Annotated in this window: 13 protein-coding genes and 1 tRNA gene; 4 read left to right on the forward strand and 10 right to left on the reverse strand. The window is 35.2% G+C overall.

Annotated elements, in window-relative coordinates; all coding sequences use genetic code 11:
- The 10 genes from PHD84_09100 to PHD84_09145 all read right to left on the reverse strand — a co-directional run.
- On the reverse strand, positions 1-1,217 hold a 1,217-nt coding region (locus tag PHD84_09100), incomplete at its 3' end, for an FtsX-like permease family protein (protein MDD5637953.1).
- A gap of 3 nt (positions 1,218-1,220) precedes the next feature.
- Positions 1,221-1,910, reverse strand: a complete 690-nt coding sequence (locus PHD84_09105) for an ABC transporter ATP-binding protein (GenBank protein ID MDD5637954.1) — start codon at positions 1,908-1,910, stop codon at positions 1,221-1,223.
- A gap of 82 nt (positions 1,911-1,992) precedes the next feature.
- Positions 1,993-3,240 (reverse strand): FtsX-like permease family protein, encoded by a 1,248-nt coding sequence (locus PHD84_09110; GenBank protein MDD5637955.1) that lies wholly within the window; start codon positions 3,238-3,240, stop codon positions 1,993-1,995.
- A 79-nt stretch (positions 3,241-3,319) separates the two neighbouring features.
- On the reverse strand, positions 3,320-4,006 hold the full coding sequence (locus PHD84_09115) for a TetR/AcrR family transcriptional regulator (protein ID MDD5637956.1): 687 nt from the start codon (positions 4,004-4,006) through the stop codon (positions 3,320-3,322).
- Between the two features lie 226 nt (positions 4,007-4,232).
- Positions 4,233-5,699: a diguanylate cyclase gene (locus tag PHD84_09120; protein ID MDD5637957.1), complete on the reverse strand. Its 1,467-nt coding sequence runs from the start codon at positions 5,697-5,699 to the stop codon at positions 4,233-4,235.
- 196 nt (positions 5,700-5,895) lie between these two features.
- Positions 5,896-6,609 (reverse strand): DNA alkylation repair protein, encoded by a 714-nt coding sequence (locus PHD84_09125; protein MDD5637958.1) that lies wholly within the window; start codon positions 6,607-6,609, stop codon positions 5,896-5,898.
- A gap of 151 nt (positions 6,610-6,760) precedes the next feature.
- Positions 6,761-8,173, reverse strand: coding sequence for an NAD(P)/FAD-dependent oxidoreductase (locus tag PHD84_09130; GenBank protein ID MDD5637959.1), 1,413 nt, complete (start codon positions 8,171-8,173; stop codon positions 6,761-6,763).
- 240 nt (positions 8,174-8,413) lie between these two features.
- Entirely contained in the window at positions 8,414-9,106 is a 693-nt protein-coding gene (locus PHD84_09135) for a lipid-binding SYLF domain-containing protein (protein MDD5637960.1), read from the reverse strand.
- A gap of 70 nt (positions 9,107-9,176) precedes the next feature.
- On the reverse strand, positions 9,177-9,440 hold the full coding sequence (locus tag PHD84_09140) for an AbrB/MazE/SpoVT family DNA-binding domain-containing protein (protein ID MDD5637961.1): 264 nt from the start codon (positions 9,438-9,440) through the stop codon (positions 9,177-9,179).
- Positions 9,441-9,716: 276 nt separating this feature from the next.
- Positions 9,717-9,792 (reverse strand) — tRNA-Ala (locus tag PHD84_09145).
- A 719-nt stretch (positions 9,793-10,511) separates the two neighbouring features.
- On the opposite strand from PHD84_09145, the gene PHD84_09150 reads away from it, so the two are divergent.
- The 4 genes from PHD84_09150 to PHD84_09165 form a co-directional block, all read left to right on the forward strand.
- On the forward strand, positions 10,512-13,544 hold the full coding sequence (locus PHD84_09150; protein ID MDD5637962.1) for a DEAD/DEAH box helicase: 3,033 nt from the start codon (positions 10,512-10,514) through the stop codon (positions 13,542-13,544).
- A gap of 94 nt (positions 13,545-13,638) precedes the next feature.
- Positions 13,639-14,529, forward strand: coding sequence for a cation diffusion facilitator family transporter (locus PHD84_09155; protein MDD5637963.1), 891 nt, complete (start codon positions 13,639-13,641; stop codon positions 14,527-14,529).
- Between the two features lie 236 nt (positions 14,530-14,765).
- Positions 14,766-15,884 (forward strand): GGDEF domain-containing protein, encoded by a 1,119-nt coding sequence (locus PHD84_09160; GenBank protein ID MDD5637964.1) that lies wholly within the window; start codon positions 14,766-14,768, stop codon positions 15,882-15,884.
- A gap of 485 nt (positions 15,885-16,369) precedes the next feature.
- On the forward strand, positions 16,370-16,509 hold a 140-nt coding region (locus PHD84_09165), incomplete at its 3' end, for a DUF1659 domain-containing protein (GenBank protein ID MDD5637965.1).

Here is a 16,509-nt window from a genome sequence, read left to right on the forward strand (position 1 = left end):
TCTACCGGATCTTTATGGGCTGCCCAATAAGCCGGTAATATACTGGATAATATCGCCACTACGACACCCAGCATAAAGATATAGGCAAAAGCCTGGGTATTCCATACACCGTAAATCCGGTCTACAATAGGGATACCGTATTGAGACCAGTCACCAAAAGATGCGATATAAAATCCATTGCGTACTAACCACCTGACACCAATATATCCCAGCAGACATCCGGCTAATCCTCCCAGCACTCCGATACCCAGGGCTTCTATCATAAAGACAAAGACGATCTCCCATTCCTTCATGCCCAAGGCCTTCATCATGCCGATCTCGGAAGTTCTTTCTAATCCGGAGAGAATAATATTATTTACAATACCCACCATACCGATGAGCAGGACTACAGACATGATTGCACCGATACCACTTTTCTTGGTGGTACTTAAAGCAATGACATTTGCAGCTAATTCCCGCCAGGAATAAGCACGTATCGGTAGTTCTTTTTCCTGAAAGTTGTCTTCCAAAGGCTGAATGATATTCTCTTCAATCATAGGGGTGGTTTTCAGAGAAATCATCGTTACACTGTTTTCTACGTTTAAAGACTGTTGAACCGTGCTCAAGGGAAGTAAAACTGTTCTGCTGTTCATCATGGGATTGAGTGTGCGGATAATACCACCGATCTCTATATCGATCGTATTAAAGGTGTCCTCTTTTGTTCTTACCAGCAAAATGATGTAATCATCCAATTTTAAATCCATCAGTTCTGCCAATTTCTCACCGATGACAGCTTTATTTTCACCTAAGGCAGACATGGAACCTTCGATAAAGAAATCCTGAGTTTGAAATACCTGATTATAATCTTCCGGAACAATTCCCAATCCGATAATACCCATCTCATCGATGCCGTTATTTAAATTGGCAGAAAATCTCAGCTCGGGAGAAATTCCGGTTACCCCTGGAGTTTGACTGATCATTTCGCGTAACCCATCATCCCAGCTGATCAAATCCTTCAGGGTTAATTCATCTCTTTCTTCCCAGTAATCCGGATGGGCAATCTGGATATCCCCTGTTTCAAAATTTCGAATATTTTCAAAGGACATCTCTTCCAAACCATTCATGATCGATTCCGTAAAAAGATAACCAAAAAAGGAAAAGGCTATGACAAAGATAGTAATGAAGTTTCTTCTCTTTTGGCGAGATAAATTCTTTAATCCCAGACGAATGCTGAACATTTTTTAATCCTTCCTCTTATCAGAAGAAATCATTCCGTCTTTCAGATTAATAAACCTGCGGGCATATTCCATGATTTGCGGGTCATGTGTTGAAAAGATAAAAGTGGTCCCCAGCTCTTGATTCATCTTGGTCATATTTTTAATGACCTCCTGGGCAGTTTCCGAATCCAGATTAGCAGTCGGTTCATCAGCCAGGATAATCTTAGATTTTTTTACCAAAGCCCTGGCAATAGCGACCCTCTGCTTTTCTCCACCGGACAATTCTCCCGGCTTGCGGTTCTCTTTACCTTTCAGCCCAACCTCTTCAAGCATCTTCAACACTTTTTCTCTCATCTCTTTTTCCGACAGTCTTCCGATAAGTCTGATGGCAAACTCCACATTTTCAAAAGCTGTTAAAACAGGTATCAGGTTATAGCTTTGAAAAATAAAACCGATATTATGGCGCCGGGTCATAGCAAGATCTTTCTTGGAAAGGTCGCTGATTCTGTTGCCATTGAGATGAATCTCGCCTTCTGTTGGGGTATCCAGACAGCCTATCATATTTAAAAGTGTTGTCTTACCCGATCCTGACGGACCAAATATAGTCGTAAATTCCCCTTCCTCTACCACCATATCGACTCCCCTTAAAGCCGGCACTTCAATTTTACCCTGCCGGTAAACCTTTTTTACCTTTTTCAGTTCCAATAAAGGCATTCCTCTTACCTCCTTAGCGTATGCACTCTTTTATTCATGAATCTTTTTCTATTTTCCCAAACTTTTGAATACAATGATGTTTCTACCGACGGTAGATAGCTTCTACCGGGTCCTTTTTTGCTGCCCAATAAGCCGGTATGATGCTAGACAATATCGCAACCAGAGTCCCCAGGAAAAAGATATAACCAAATGTTGCATAATTCCAAACCCCATAAATTTTATCCATAATTGGTATGCCAAATTGTGCCCACTCAGCTATCTCTCCATACAATGCCACAAAACTGATTCCCTGATTTACCAGCCAGCTTACACCGATGAAGCCCATGAGACAGCCCATCAGACCACCTAATAGTCCAATTCCGATTGCCTCTACCATAAAGACAAAGACAATTTCCCACTCTCGCATGCCCAGCGCTTTCATCATGCCGATCTCCGATTTTCTCTCCAGTGAAGAAAGAACAATATTGTTGATGATGCCTACCATGCCAATCAATAAAACAATGGACATGATGGCAGCAACTGCCTGTTTTTCCATTTTACTATAATTGATTAAACTTTGAGCTGACTCCTGCCAGGAATAAGCCTTCAGGGAAAAATTTTCTTCCTGGAAATTTTGATTTACTGTTTGTAAAACTTTTTCCTCTTTACCCGGGGATGCTTTAATAGAAACGGTGGCTACCAGATGATCTGTATTTAAAGCTTTTTGAACAGATTCCAGGGATAATAAGACTGTTCCGCTGTTCACCAAAGGATTGAGTGTTCGGATAATGCCCCCGATCTCCACATCAATGGTATTAAAGGTATCCTCTTGAGTCCTGACCAGTAGAATGATATAATCATGCATCTTTAAATCCATCAGTTTTGCCAACCGGTCACCTATTACAGCTTTATTTTCACTTAAGGCTGACATAGACCCTTCTGTAAAATAAGCCTGGGTCTCAAAGACTTGATTATAATCTTCCGGGACAATACCCATACCGATGACACCCATTTCGTCGATGCCGTTATTTAAATTGGCAAAGAATTGTAACTCAGGGGATACACCCGTGACACCTTGAGTTTGTCTGATAGTTTCTTCTAATTCATTATTCCAATGAATCAAATTTTCCAGGGGCATCTCTTCTCTTTCTTCCCAGTAATCAGGATGGGCAATCTGAATATCTCCGGTCTCAAAATTTCTGATATTATCAAAAGACATATTGGTCAGGCCATCCATCATTGATTCTACAAAAAGATAAACAAAAAAGGCAAAGGCAATGATAAAGATAGTCGCAATATTTCTTCTTTTCTGTCGTGTTAAATTTCTTAAGCCTAAACGAATACTGAACATATCTATCCTTTAACCATGTTATTTTATAAATCAAGTATCATCAATTATTAATTGATTTAATTTTATATAGTCAGCATAATCAGCATGTTATTTTATCAATAAAACTTTTTAACAGATTATCATTGATAAAATTGATTGCTCCTTCTTTAGTCCCAAGAATCCTTTCAATAGCAAGCTGATAATTATCATATTCTCTTTGCAGTTTTTGAAAATTTTCAGGTTTTTCATTAACCTCCAATATCAATTTAGCAATTCTTTCAGTAAGCGCATTGGCTAATTCAAAAATCATCCTGGACGATTCAAGTGGATAGGGTGTATTGAAAATTTCTTCTTTTATTCCTTGTTGAACAATTTTATAGAACTCAGGTGCAATTATATCAGTATTTTTTTGATATATCTTATATCGAAAGTAGACATTTTTTTCATCACATAAAACCTTTAACAGGGTCTTTATTAATTGAATGTTTTCGAATTTTATTGCGGCTGCTTCAGAAAAGGATTTATTTAGTTTAGAAATGGCGTCTAAATCATCCCTACCAACTATTTCTTCAATCTTGGTTATTATCTGTAGACTTAACTCTTTAGTTAGTTCATCAAGTAAATCTTTTTTTGATTTAAAATAATAATAAAAACTGCCTTTGGAAAGGCCAACTTCTTTAATAATAGCCTCCACAGGGGTTTGTTCATAGCCCTTAGTAAAGAAGAGCTTTCGAGCAGCCTCTAGGTATTCCTTTTTCCGTTCATGATGTTTCTTAACCTTCCTCACACGACCTAAGGCCTCCATTTGATTTATATGATTCTCTAATTTATAGACTGACCGTCAGTCTTTTTAATTTATAACACAACTCCCTATCCTTGTCAATGGTCAGTCAAGAAAAAAATTCAATGATTGAGTAAGAATGAGTAAGTCTGTTTTTTTAAATGTGGTAGAAAATTCTAATTGAAACGAGGTGTCTGATTTTAGAAGAAAAAGGTCAATAAGGAGAAAGGATTTAATTTTCAGAAAGCGTTACCATGGAAACAAATTTCTCGGTCAATTCGGGATCAAACTGACTTCCCTGCCCCCTTTTTAATTCTTTAATAGCATCCTCTTTCTTCATAGCCTGACGATAAGGACGTTCATGGATCATTGCCTGGTAGGCATTAACAATATGAATAACCCTGGAAAGAAGTGGGATATCCTCTCCTTTTAGCTGGTGAGGATAGCCCTGACCATTCCAGAATTCATGGTGGTATAAAATAGCATTGGCTATATTAATAAGTTCTGGAGTTGATCTAGCAATCCTATAACCAATCTCCGGGTGCTTTCTAATCTCTTCCCACTCCTCTTTGCTCAACCAACCTTTCTTAAGAATAATTTCTTCACTTACTGTGATCTTTCCTATATCACAAATTGTAGCTAGTAACTTTAAGCTATTTATTTCTTTCTTTCCTAATTTTAAAAACTTACCAAATTTAATGGCACACTCAATAAAGTTATGGCGGTATTTTGCTGATTCATATTTCTTTTGTTGTAAAGCTTTCTCCAGAGAAGCAATCATAACACTCTCAGTTGTCTGTCTATCGAGTATTTTATAGCGATACATTTCGCTTTCCGCTTCCCTTAGCACTGCATTGATATTTTCTGAGATATGTTCTTTGGTAGCAATTCCTATTGAGATACTGAGAGGTAAGGTTAGAGTACTTTTTTTCTGACATACTTTTTTTATTCGATTGATAATGTCAATCCCTTTTTCCCTGGAAGTATGTGGCAGAATAACACTAAATTCGTCTCCACCCCATCGACTGATTATATCGCTCTTTCTAAAACATGAACGCAGAACTGTTGCAATCTTAAATAGAAGTTGATCACCATGTTGATGACCAAAAGTATCATTAATGATCTTTAAATTATTAACATCACCAATAATAATGCTAATAGGTAGATTGCGACTATGATTCAATCTTTGTAATTCTTCTTCAAAATAAGCACGGTTATAAAGTCCAGTTAATTTATCATGAAAACTAAGATATTTAATTTTATCTTCATATTCCTTACGAGCGGTTATATCCAGTAGGATAGCATGAAAACCAATAAGCTCGCCTTTATAATTCCTAATAGATGAACTATGAATCTCAACAGGAAGCAAGGATTGATCTTTTCGAATTAAATAATATTCTTGAGGATATTTCATTTTTTTTAGCAGTAATTTTTGAGCATTACTCTTACTGTTTCCATGCCCTGGTATGTTAAGTAAATGCCAGATAGTCTTTTTCTTTAATTCTTCAGCTGTGTAATCCAGCATCTCAATACCTTTTTTATTGATAAAGGTTATATTTCCTTCAATATCAGATTCAACCACTATTCCTGGCAGCATTTCAGTTAAATTACGAAATCTTTCTTCATTTGTTCTAACTTCTTCATGTGGGTATTTTTGTATCTTTCTTTTTGAGGTAGATTTCTTTTCTTGATCTTCCATACTCACTCCACTGCATAGATTAATGTCAATAATAAAAGGGGGTATAAGGAAATATTCATGTTAGTAAAATTATTCAGCAATATCACCTATTATTATTATTCCACAAAGCTCGTCTTTTTAGTATTATTTTCAATAATTTTAACAAATTTTTCTTTTTTGCAGTTCTTGTTTTGCTGGTTTTTAGTTTTTTATTTTCCTACTTTTTCATTGCTTCTTTTCTCAGTTCCTCTGGCATCTTTTCAATGGCATATCTCAATGCAGTCCGTGGCATCTTTGTCTTATTCTGCTGAACATAATCAAAAACCTCTTTTTGATACATCTCACTGGTCGCTTTAAGTAACCATCCATATCCTTTCTGCACCATATCGTCCTGATCAAGCAATAACTGGTCACAGATATCAAAGATATCATTTAAAAAATATCCTCGTCTGGCTGGTATAATCAGGCACACAGCTGCTGCTCTTTTTACCCAGCGATTCTCGGAAAAAGTCCATTCTTTTAATTTAACTATAAATTCCGGAAACCTCATCAAGAAATCTCCCAGGGTATGATTACAAAAGGTGTCACACTTTGCCCAGTTGTTAATATATTTTTCCATCCAATCCTGAAATATTACCCAGTCATCCCGTTCAAACTGTTCGGATATACGGGGAAGCCAGGAACTGGCAATATAAGCTTCTTCGCAGTAATCTGAAGCTAAAAAAAATTCACACAACTTAAATATCTCATCTTTTTGTAATATTTTCACTTCTGACCAGAACTGATCCGCTATTTTGCTACATACTGATGTTTTAACGCCATAAACTTTGACTTGTTCTTTAAAAAAACGTTGTGCATTTATTTTAGTCTTATCATCAACATTATCCTTTAATGTTTCCTTAATTCTATTAATTATACTCTTACTATTCATTACCTTTTCTGCTCTTATTCCTAATTTAAAATGTAAATGAATATTGTTAAAGTGATACCATCCGCTTTTACTTTCCTAGAATGGAACTATAAACTGTAAGCAAAAATCTTAAACTAGAATCTTTAAACTTAAAATAAGTTCCAATCTCTAATCACAGTTTACGGTAACAAAACCTTAATAGATTTTTCATAACATTACTCTTCATTTTTGCCATCATCCATTGTTCGGCAATTCTTTTTGTTAAAAATCCCATTGTGGGAAAGGAATGTGCCAGGAATAGTATGCTAAATAATCGAATTTTTTTCTGGATAATCAGTGCCCATTCATTTATCATTTCTCCTGAACCATCACCAACAATAATTGCACCGAAAACCCTTCCCCAACCATTGGCCAATACCTTTACATATCCCTCTCTGACATTCTCGGCAATGGCAGCACCGTAATTCTCATATTTAGCGGTATATACCTGGTATTTAATGCCTTTTTCCTTTAATTCTTCCTCTTTCATCCCTACCATAGAGACCTGCGGTTCAGTAAAGACAGTCCACGGAATGACATATTTTCTATATCTAAACACTCTCCCGGGACTCACTGCATTCATAATGGCAAACATTCCCTGGTGCATTGCTGCATGAGTCAATAGATTCTCTCCATTGCAATCACCTACAGCATAAATATGCCTCCTGGTTGTCCTGTATTTATCATCTACCTTTATCCCGGCTTTTCCATATTCCACTCCGGCATTTTCCAGCTTCAGGGAACTAAAATCAAATCGCTTGCCAGCAGCTACCAGGAGTTTTTCCGAAGAAAGGCTAAGTCCATCTTCGGTTAAGAGTTTTGTGCTGCCGTATTCTTTTTTAATTTCAGTTATTTTTCTGGAATTATAAACTTCAATGTCTTCTTTTTTAAAAATTTCTTCCAGGTAATCCCCGATAGCTTTTTCCCCGTTCGGTATTAAAAAATCATCCATCTGGACAATGATGCATTTAGTCCCTAAGCGATTAAAGGCCTGTGCCATCTCACAGCCAATAGCTCCTCCACCGATTATAGTCATACTTTCCGGAAAATCGGATAAATTGAAGATATTCTGATTGGTCAGGATATCAACATCTGATATGCCCTTAATAGGAGGAATCATGGGTTCGGCACCGGTGGCAATAAATATTCTTCTGGCAGTAATGTTTCTTTCTCCAACCTTCACTGTATAGGGATCAGTAAAACTTGCCTCCCCTTCACCCAAAATAAGAGTTACCTTATCAAACATCTTCATATTTTTTTCTTCAGCAATATAATCCAGATATTCATTAATCTTCTCAAAAGGGCTTTTTACCCCAGCTATAGATCCTTCTGCTAAGCCCATCTCCTGTAATTTAATGAAGGAATGTCGATATTTTGCAATCCTGAGTAGAGACTTACTTGGAATACAGCCCACGTTCATGCACTCTCCGCCAATTTTGTTCTTTTCAATGCCGCATACTTTTAAACCCATTTCTGAGCCCATAGCCGATACTGCCATCCCTGCCGGGCCTAATCCTATACATATCAAATCAAAATCATATTTCATTATTTTTCTCCGATTTATTCATTTTTCCTATTATACTATAAAAACATTAGCGTAACGAGCTTTCCTTTTTTTCGTTATTGCAAGATAATATGACCACAAGCAATCTTATTCCTTTATGTAGTAAATAGTTGAAAGTAGGATAATTTTTAATTCGTAGTCATAGTTTTAGAGAAAGACACATGGAAGAAATACAAGTTATCTCAAAGTGGAAACCTTTACTCATGAGTTTACTATGATATATTATTCCTTTATGTTAATCCTATTAATTGTTTGAATCATTTTTAAAGCAACTTCATTATTTACTTTCTTTGTATTTAAAATCTCTTCAGCTGTAATATTTCCGCCATAAAAATTCCGGTTGGCCTTTGAATCAGCATGAATAACTGAACCAGCCAGAGAAAAACCAGCATAGATGCCTTCACTATAAGAATAAGAATAGATAGAATCATTAAGTGATACACTTGCCTGCAGTGAATCACCTAAAGGTCCCGGTGCAATTCTTATGTCTGCACCTATTTCAAAATCAGTCTTTTTAAAAACATTGACTCCCTCTGAATCCATCAATACCAAGACCAGAGTAATTTCCTGTATTCCTGCCTGTAGACCTACAGAAGCTGTTTTAACTTCAATAAAAGCAGGTCCATACCATTCATTGCTATTTCTATCTATTCTCAGAACAACGCCATCCCCAAACATAACTCCAACACCCCATCCTATATTTACCAGTCTAGGATAGACAACTATGCCTTCTGCCATTCCTAGCAATTGTTTGAAAGCTCTACCTTCTTCCTTTCGAATAGCCATTTCCTCCAATACGGCTATACTTCGTTCAATCTTAGTTTCCTCTGCAGTCCATTGTGCTTGAACAGTGCCCGCAATAGATACCACAACAAACATGACCAGGCAAAATATAATTATCTTATTATTCTTCATTTTTCACTCCTCCTTCTTTTATTATTTTATTATACTATAAAACCACTTCAGCTTCCTTCTCCTCTTTCAGCTATTTATTACTCCAGAACCAGGCTTGACTCTTATCAATAATAACAACCAGCTTTAAAACAATTTCATTATCCCTGAGCTCAAAAGAGACTATATCTCCCTTTTTTAAATCCAGTTTTTCCATAATCGGTTTGGGATGGTGTTGTTCATGCTCAATATTTAGGTAACTTTTTTGATGTAATTCCACTACCAAAAGAGGTATTAAAGTATGAAGTTTAACTAGAAGCTTATCATCAAGAGGCGGAGACCTATTCTGGTTGAACATAAAAAGATTCTAAAGAAGACTTCGTCTGGTTCCTTTCCATAAGTGATAAATCTCTTTCAAGCCCATCATATCAATAATAAGGAATTCTTCTATCCTAATTCATTTGATCCTGCCTGTGATCCCATCTACAATTTGGGCAATTTCTTAGTTGACCATAACACTTTAGAAGACATGGGAGATTAGGCTATATGATTCCTTATGAGATATGCGAAGTTGAAAAAAGTTTCCAAGTGATTGAGCTAGTACAACGATTCTCTGTGTTTAAATGAAAAGATGTGGTGGAGATAAGGGGATTCGAACCCCTGACCTCTGCGATGCGAACGCAGCGCTCTCCCAACTGAGCTATATCCCCATATTCTTTTTACTAATTACCAATATATATATCATACAGGCTTAGTAAGTTTTAATATTTTACTATAAAATATAGCACATTACCAGATATATTCTTATCTAATCAAACATTGGTCTAAAAGTTAAAAGAAAAGTCTGTTCTGTGGCGGAGAGAAAAAAGTCACGAGTCAATCAAAAAGTTTCTAAGGGTCCTGATTAGTAGTGGGATGATTATTGGCTGTTAGTCTTGTGAGAAAGAATCAAACAGAATTAAAAATTTAATATCGCTATAAAAAGAAAAGCCACCCTTTTGGGGTGGCATTTTCTTTAGTTAGGAGGTCTAAAAATGAAAAAGTTATTTGTTGGTTGGTTGGTTCGCTTTTTCAATTTTCAAACTTTCTCTATTTTAACATGAAAAAAGATATTGTCAACAGTAATCTAAAAATTTTTTTTGATTTTTTAGGATAAATATTTTATAATCGAATAGTAAACAAATGTTCGCTTATGAACATTAATATAAAATATTATCCTTGCGGATTAAATAAAACAAGAATCTAATAACAGTCAATTTAAAACTTATAACTAATTAAATAGGATTAAGGAGAGCTACAACTTAATTTTAAAATTTATTCCAATGATAAACGTAACTATAGTTAAACAATTAATTGTTTCGGCTAAGATTTGTCATTTTGTAAAATAATGAATTTATTGAGATTTGTAGGTAGTTTGGGGCAGTAAAAAATGCAAGAAAATATGAAGATTGATCAGCTGGAATATTTTGGTATTCCCCATTATATGATCAATATCTGGAAGGAACATTACTCTAACTCTTTGCTGCCAGTACAAGAAAAAGCAGTACGACAGTTTAATCTCCTGCAGCCTGATAACCAATCTTTATACCAACAGTCAACTAGAGACCGAAAAAGACCCGAAAACCTATTAGTTATCTCCCCCAGTTCTTCAGGTAAGACATTAGTAGGTGAGATGGCAGCTTTGCAGGAAATAGCTTTCCAGAAAAAAGTGATATTATTAGTCCCTCTACGTATTCTAGCCGAAGAAAAATATCAGCATTTCGTACAACTCTATCACTCAATCGGATTGAACGTTAAGCTTTCCTCCCGTGATCATCGTCATGATGACCAGGATATTATTAAAGGTAATTTTCATATTGCTATTATCGTCTATGAAAAATTTTATTATCTACTCCTGCAATACCCCGAATGTATTAGCAATGTTTCCTTAATAATTGCTGATGAAATTCAGTTAATTAATGATCGGCAACGTGGTCCAAGACTGGAGAGCAGTTTTAATTATCTTAAGAATAATTATCCTGACATTAGAATTATTGCCCTTTCTGCCTTTACTGAATATCTATTTCATTTAACTTCCTGGCTCGATGCTCTATTGCTTCTTTCTACCTATAGACCGATAGAACTGCGTAAAGGTATTGTTAGGAATGGTATCTATAGATACATAGAGCATAATAGCAAAATGATTGGAGAAGAAATTTTCTTTCCCGAAGAAGATGTTCAGGAATGTAATTTAGCCAGCTATCTTAAAGCTACCCTGCAATTTCTGATTAATCAGAATGAATCAAGCCTGATCTTTTTTTCTACCAAGAATGAAGTCCGTTTATGGAGCGGTTGGCTGAAAACTCAGTTCTGCTTAAATCCTGCCCGAACAGCTATGGCCCAGCTACAGGCTTTAGAAGATTCCACTTCAAAGGAAGAGTTAATGAATCTTTTCCAAAATGGGATTAGCTATCATTGTGCTGACCTCTCCTGGCAGGAACGTCGCGCTATTGAAGAAGCGGTTCGCCTTGGTGAACTAAAAATTGTATGTGCTACCAGTACCCTGGCTATGGGAGTCAACCTGCCGGTAAATAATGTCATATTAACCGGACAGAAGATTATTTCTAATCAAAACAGCAGCAGTGGTCTTTCTAATTACTACAAAAAAGCCTTAACCTTTTCCGAAGTGGAAAATATGGGTGGCAGAGCAGGTAGATTAAAATCTGGCAATTCTTTCGGTCGTATTATTTTTTTAGCTCCTTCCCTTATTGAGCTTACTGCATATCAGAGGCTCTATTTCCGGGAATCTCCTAAAGATTTATCAATATTATATCTATCTTATTATCCTGCTATTCAGCAGGTGAATAAGCAAAAGCAAAATAATGATAATATTCAAATTCGAGAAAATGTGATTAATGATAATCACTATCCGGCAGAAACAGATATTACTAATCTTGCCATTATTAATCCTTCCTTCCCGGAAATAGCAAAAGAAAATCCGGTTATAATTCAGCAGGATATTCTAACCTTTCTACTATACAGGATTGCCTTAGAAGGTCAGTCTTTAGAAGACATTTATCAGATGTTGCAAACAGGTAAATATGCCAGAGGTCAGGCTTTCTGGCTTTACCAATTTTCTCAAAAGTACAGTGAATCAGATATTATTGCCAATCTAAAACAACTAATAGCATTTGGATTAATTGCTATGCCTACCGGAAAAGATTACCAAATTACTGAACTGGGACAGTTAGTAACCTCCAGGGGTATCTCTTTTCAGACCTATATCCACTTTTTAAAATGGATTAGTCAAAACCAGAAAGAAGATAGCAGTGAACTGGAAATCCTCTTCTTGATTGCCACCAGCAATGACGGTGCCAGTTATTTTATCGATTATCCCGGAAGGGGGAAAAGAATAGCTAAGAACAAAAAATCTCCGATACATAAATGGAAAGAATATTTACGTCTGCGCATGTTAAATCTGATTTTTGAACAGCAAGAGGATGGTAAGACAATTTTCCAGAATAATTTAAATATCAATCTTCTCCAGAACAGTAAACAAAACTTTAAAAATGGGGTTAATAATTACCTGGCAATCAAAAATACCCTCCTGATGTACGACTGGATTACCGGCAAAGAACTGAAAGATATGGAGGAAGATTATGGTATTTTAGGAGGCTGTATCCAGAAGATAGGAGAAGGATTTTCCTGGTTGGCTGATACCTTAGCTGCCATTGCTCAGAAAGAAGGCTGGAAAGAAGAAAGGCCGGATGATTTAGAAAAAATTAAACAACTTTCGGCCAGATTAATAAGCGGAGTTGAACCGGAAGGTCTTGCTCTGGCCAGGCTGCAGATACCGGGATTGACCCGTGGTTATATTCAGAGATTAGTACAAGAAGGATACAATAATGAGAACTGCCTCAGAGAACTATCTGAAAATCAATTACAGTTGCTTCTGCCAGATTTGTTAATTCAAAAAATAAAGAAAAATCTTACTTTAAAGTCAGATTCAAAATCAGAGTTCTTTGGTAAGATAAGTAAACCAGATCCTCTTCTGGACTATAAGAATAGACAGAATCAACAACAACAATTTAATAGAAATTATCAGAAATCGATAAAAAATAAATTAAAGACAGCCATAGCTATTAACCTGAATCGACCTGACCGAATTTTTTTTCTGGGAGAAGAGATAACAGTAAACAAAATAAGCTTCCAGCTTATCCTGCTTTTAGCTAAAAATAAGGGCAAGGTGGTGCTTTATGAGCAGATTATTGATACCCTATGGCCTGCTGATGAGGATGCTACCTATCATCGTCTTTGGTATCATCTGGCAAAATTGAGAAACAATATGCAGAAGGTCATCCAGGAGAAAAATAAAAATAGTCTAAATTTAGCTAATAATTACCCAAAAGAAAAGCTATTAAAGGTAATTCCAGGTAGAGGATTACTGTTTGATTCCAATGTTCTCATAGAGTGGAGTGAATAGAATAATATTTTGCATTTTAGTGCTGTAGTTAATAAAATATTATTAATTCATAATAAAAAAGAAAATTTCTTCTATTCTATATGAGGAGAATATATTGACAGAACAAATTAATCAAAATATCAGAAAGGGAATACTGGTAGTGACCATTTCCCTGATAATTAATACGCTTTTGGTTATTTTTAAGTATTGGATTGGTGTGCAAATTTCATCTATAGCCATAGTAGCTGAAGCTTGGCATAGCCTTTCCGATTCTCTGACTTCTATTTTGGTTCTGATCGGATTTAAGATGTCCAGCAAACCACCTGATTATAAACACCCTTTTGGCCATGGAAGAACAGAAGTTATTTCTTCCTTGATTATTGCCCTCATACTAGCTCTCGTAGCTTATAAATTCCTGGTAGAATCAGTCATCCGACTCTGGCAACACCAATCAGTGCAATATAACCAGACTGCTCTGCTTATCTTTATAATTTCCCTGATTATAAAGGAATTTCTGGCAAGACTATCTATAAATACTGGAAAACAAATTAAATCCGATTCCCTGATTGCAGATGGATGGCATCACCGAAGTGATGCTCTGGCTTCTTTAATGGTTATTTTTGGTATTTTTCTTAATCCCTATTTCTGGTGGGTAGACGGAGTAATAGGTACCATTATCTCACTTATTATAGCCAGAATCGCTTACTATATTTTAAAAGATGCTATCAGTTCCTTAATCGGTGAAAAGCCAGAGGAATCCTTTCTAAAACAACTGGAAGAGTTGGTGAAGAGTAATACCTCTCGTGATGTTCAATTACATCATATCCACCTGCATAAATATGGTCATCATAGCGAATTGACCTTCCATATTATGCTACCCGGGGAAATGAAACTGGGAAAAGCACATCAGATAGCAACGCAGCTGGAAGAGAAAATTAACTCAGAACTGTCAGTAGAAACTACTATTCACGTAGATGTACAATCTAATAAATCTGTTATTGATTAATATTTTTAATATTCATCCAAATAAAGACAAGAAGTCTTTAATTATAAAAATAGCTTGCTTTTTTAAACTTATTCTTATATAAATTATAAATACTTTAAAGCATCGTAATTTTATGAATTATTTTCTTAATAACAATAAATCATAGCAAGATGATCTGCTATAGTTTATAGAAAACAGAAATGAAATAAAAAACATGTAATGTTTGACTTTTAAAACAAACAGGATATTCTAAAAAAATGGAAACATTAAAACAAACCATTAAAAATTTTTCCAACCTAACTGGTGAATTTAAAGATTCAGTATTAGAGTATGATTTTCATTCTTATATGTTACAGGAAACTATTAGTTATTCTCGCCGATATATACTGACCTTTGGTTTTCTATTTCTATTATTTTTTATACCGGACTATTTCCTTATTAAAGATATAAATCATTTAATTATTATTTTTTTAATCAGGATTCTCTTTCTCTTAGTTTCGGTTCTCTATTATCTCCACCTACCCTATATGAAGTCTTTTCTTTACCTCTTCTCAACTATCTATGAATCAATCGGCATAATTTTTTTATGGGCTTTATTCATCTCTTATGAACAGCCTAATATAGTAATTCACCAGCAAGGACTTATTGTTTTTATTCTGGCTATTTTTTTAATACTGCCCAATAGCTTCGTCAATAAAGTATTTCTATCAATTTTCTTAACTTCCGGTTTTTTCTATATTGCAGCAATAAGAAAAATTATTTCTTTGTCAAGCTCTTCTGCTGGTCTTATTACTTTTACATTGGTAATTTTCCTATTTTGTGCCTTTGCTGCAAGGCTTATTAACCAACTTCAGAGAGCTCAATTTCAGAATACTCGAGCCTTAGAAAGGTTATCTACTACTGATACTCTAACTGGTAGTTACAACAGAATGAAATATGATCAGGATTTAGAGAAAGAAATAATACGTGCACGAAGATATGAACTTTCTTTATCTGGTATTATGTTTGATCTGGATAATTTTAAAGAAATTAATGATGAATACGGACATCTTATAGGAGACCAGGTGCTGATAAAACTCAGCTCTCTTATCAAAGGTATAATTAGAGCAAATGACCAGCTTTACCGCTGGGGAGGAGAGGAATTTATTGTTTTACTCCCCAATACTTTCCAGAATACAGCAATTCAACTGGCAAAACGTATTCAAAACTATCTCAATAATACTGATTTTTCACCTGTTGCTAAAATCACCTGTAGCTTTGGAGTTACCTCTCTTATAGAGCAAGATACTGTCAATAGTTTTACCAATAGACTTGATCAATTACAATACCAAGCAAAAAAGAGGGGTAAAAACTGCATTGTTTCACAGCAGGTTTAGAATATACCCTAAAAACACAATTAGTTAATCTAATAAATATATGATTCTCCTTTAGAACCCCTTAGTAAAATTACTACATAAAAATTTCAAAAAATAATTCCCTACCTTTTGTATTTTATCTTCTTTTCTGCTTTTACCTTATAGAAACATAAAAACTATTATTTCAGTCTCAGTAATTAGTTTTCGGTTTTTAGTGAAAGAATAAGAATTGGATAGAAGGGAATGGGATTACCAAATTAGTCATTACTGTTGGCCGTTAGCATTTTGTGAATAAGAATAAAGGAATTCATAATTAATGATTTGAGAATAATGTTATTCTTCATCATTACAAAATGTATTTTTCTCTTTAGTGGCAATATAATTCTTCATCACTTAGCATTCTTTACTAATACTAAATACCAACGACAAAATATTGCTTTATTTATCTACCAAAACTTTTTACCAGCAATGACAGCCCACAAGTAAAATCGAAAGGAGGTGTCAAAATGCCAGTATTAGTAATACCTTATGATTCAATCTTACAACTAAGATTGGTCATTGGAACTGATCCTGAATCAAGTAAGCCTATAATTCGTACTAAGAGCTTTAACCGAGTGAAAGATACGGCTGACGAACAGGATGTATT

It is taken from the genome of Atribacterota bacterium, assembly GCA_028717805.1.
Classification (GTDB): domain Bacteria; phylum Atribacterota; class Phoenicimicrobiia; order Phoenicimicrobiales; family Stramentimicrobiaceae; genus Stramentimicrobium.

Coding starts and splice junctions, on each gene's coding strand:
- PHD84_09130 (MDD5637959.1), bottom strand. CDS start 8,173: ATGAAATATGATTTTGATTTGATATGTATAGGATTAGGCCCGGCAGGG.
- PHD84_09160 (MDD5637964.1), top strand. CDS start 14,766: ATGGAAACATTAAAACAAACCATTAAAAATTTTTCCAACCTAACTGGT.
- PHD84_09110 (MDD5637955.1), bottom strand. CDS start 3,240: ATGTTCAGTATTCGTTTAGGCTTAAGAAATTTAACACGACAGAAAAGA.
- PHD84_09140 (MDD5637961.1), bottom strand. CDS start 9,440: ATGTTCAACCAGAATAGGTCTCCGCCTCTTGATGATAAGCTTCTAGTT.
- PHD84_09150 (MDD5637962.1), top strand. CDS start 10,512: ATGCAAGAAAATATGAAGATTGATCAGCTGGAATATTTTGGTATTCCC.
- PHD84_09105 (MDD5637954.1), bottom strand. CDS start 1,910: ATGCCTTTATTGGAACTGAAAAAGGTAAAAAAGGTTTACCGGCAGGGT.
- PHD84_09120 (MDD5637957.1), bottom strand. CDS start 5,699: ATGGAAGATCAAGAAAAGAAATCTACCTCAAAAAGAAAGATACAAAAA.
- PHD84_09135 (MDD5637960.1), bottom strand. CDS start 9,106: ATGAAGAATAATAAGATAATTATATTTTGCCTGGTCATGTTTGTTGTG.
- PHD84_09125 (MDD5637958.1), bottom strand. CDS start 6,609: ATGAATAGTAAGAGTATAATTAATAGAATTAAGGAAACATTAAAGGAT.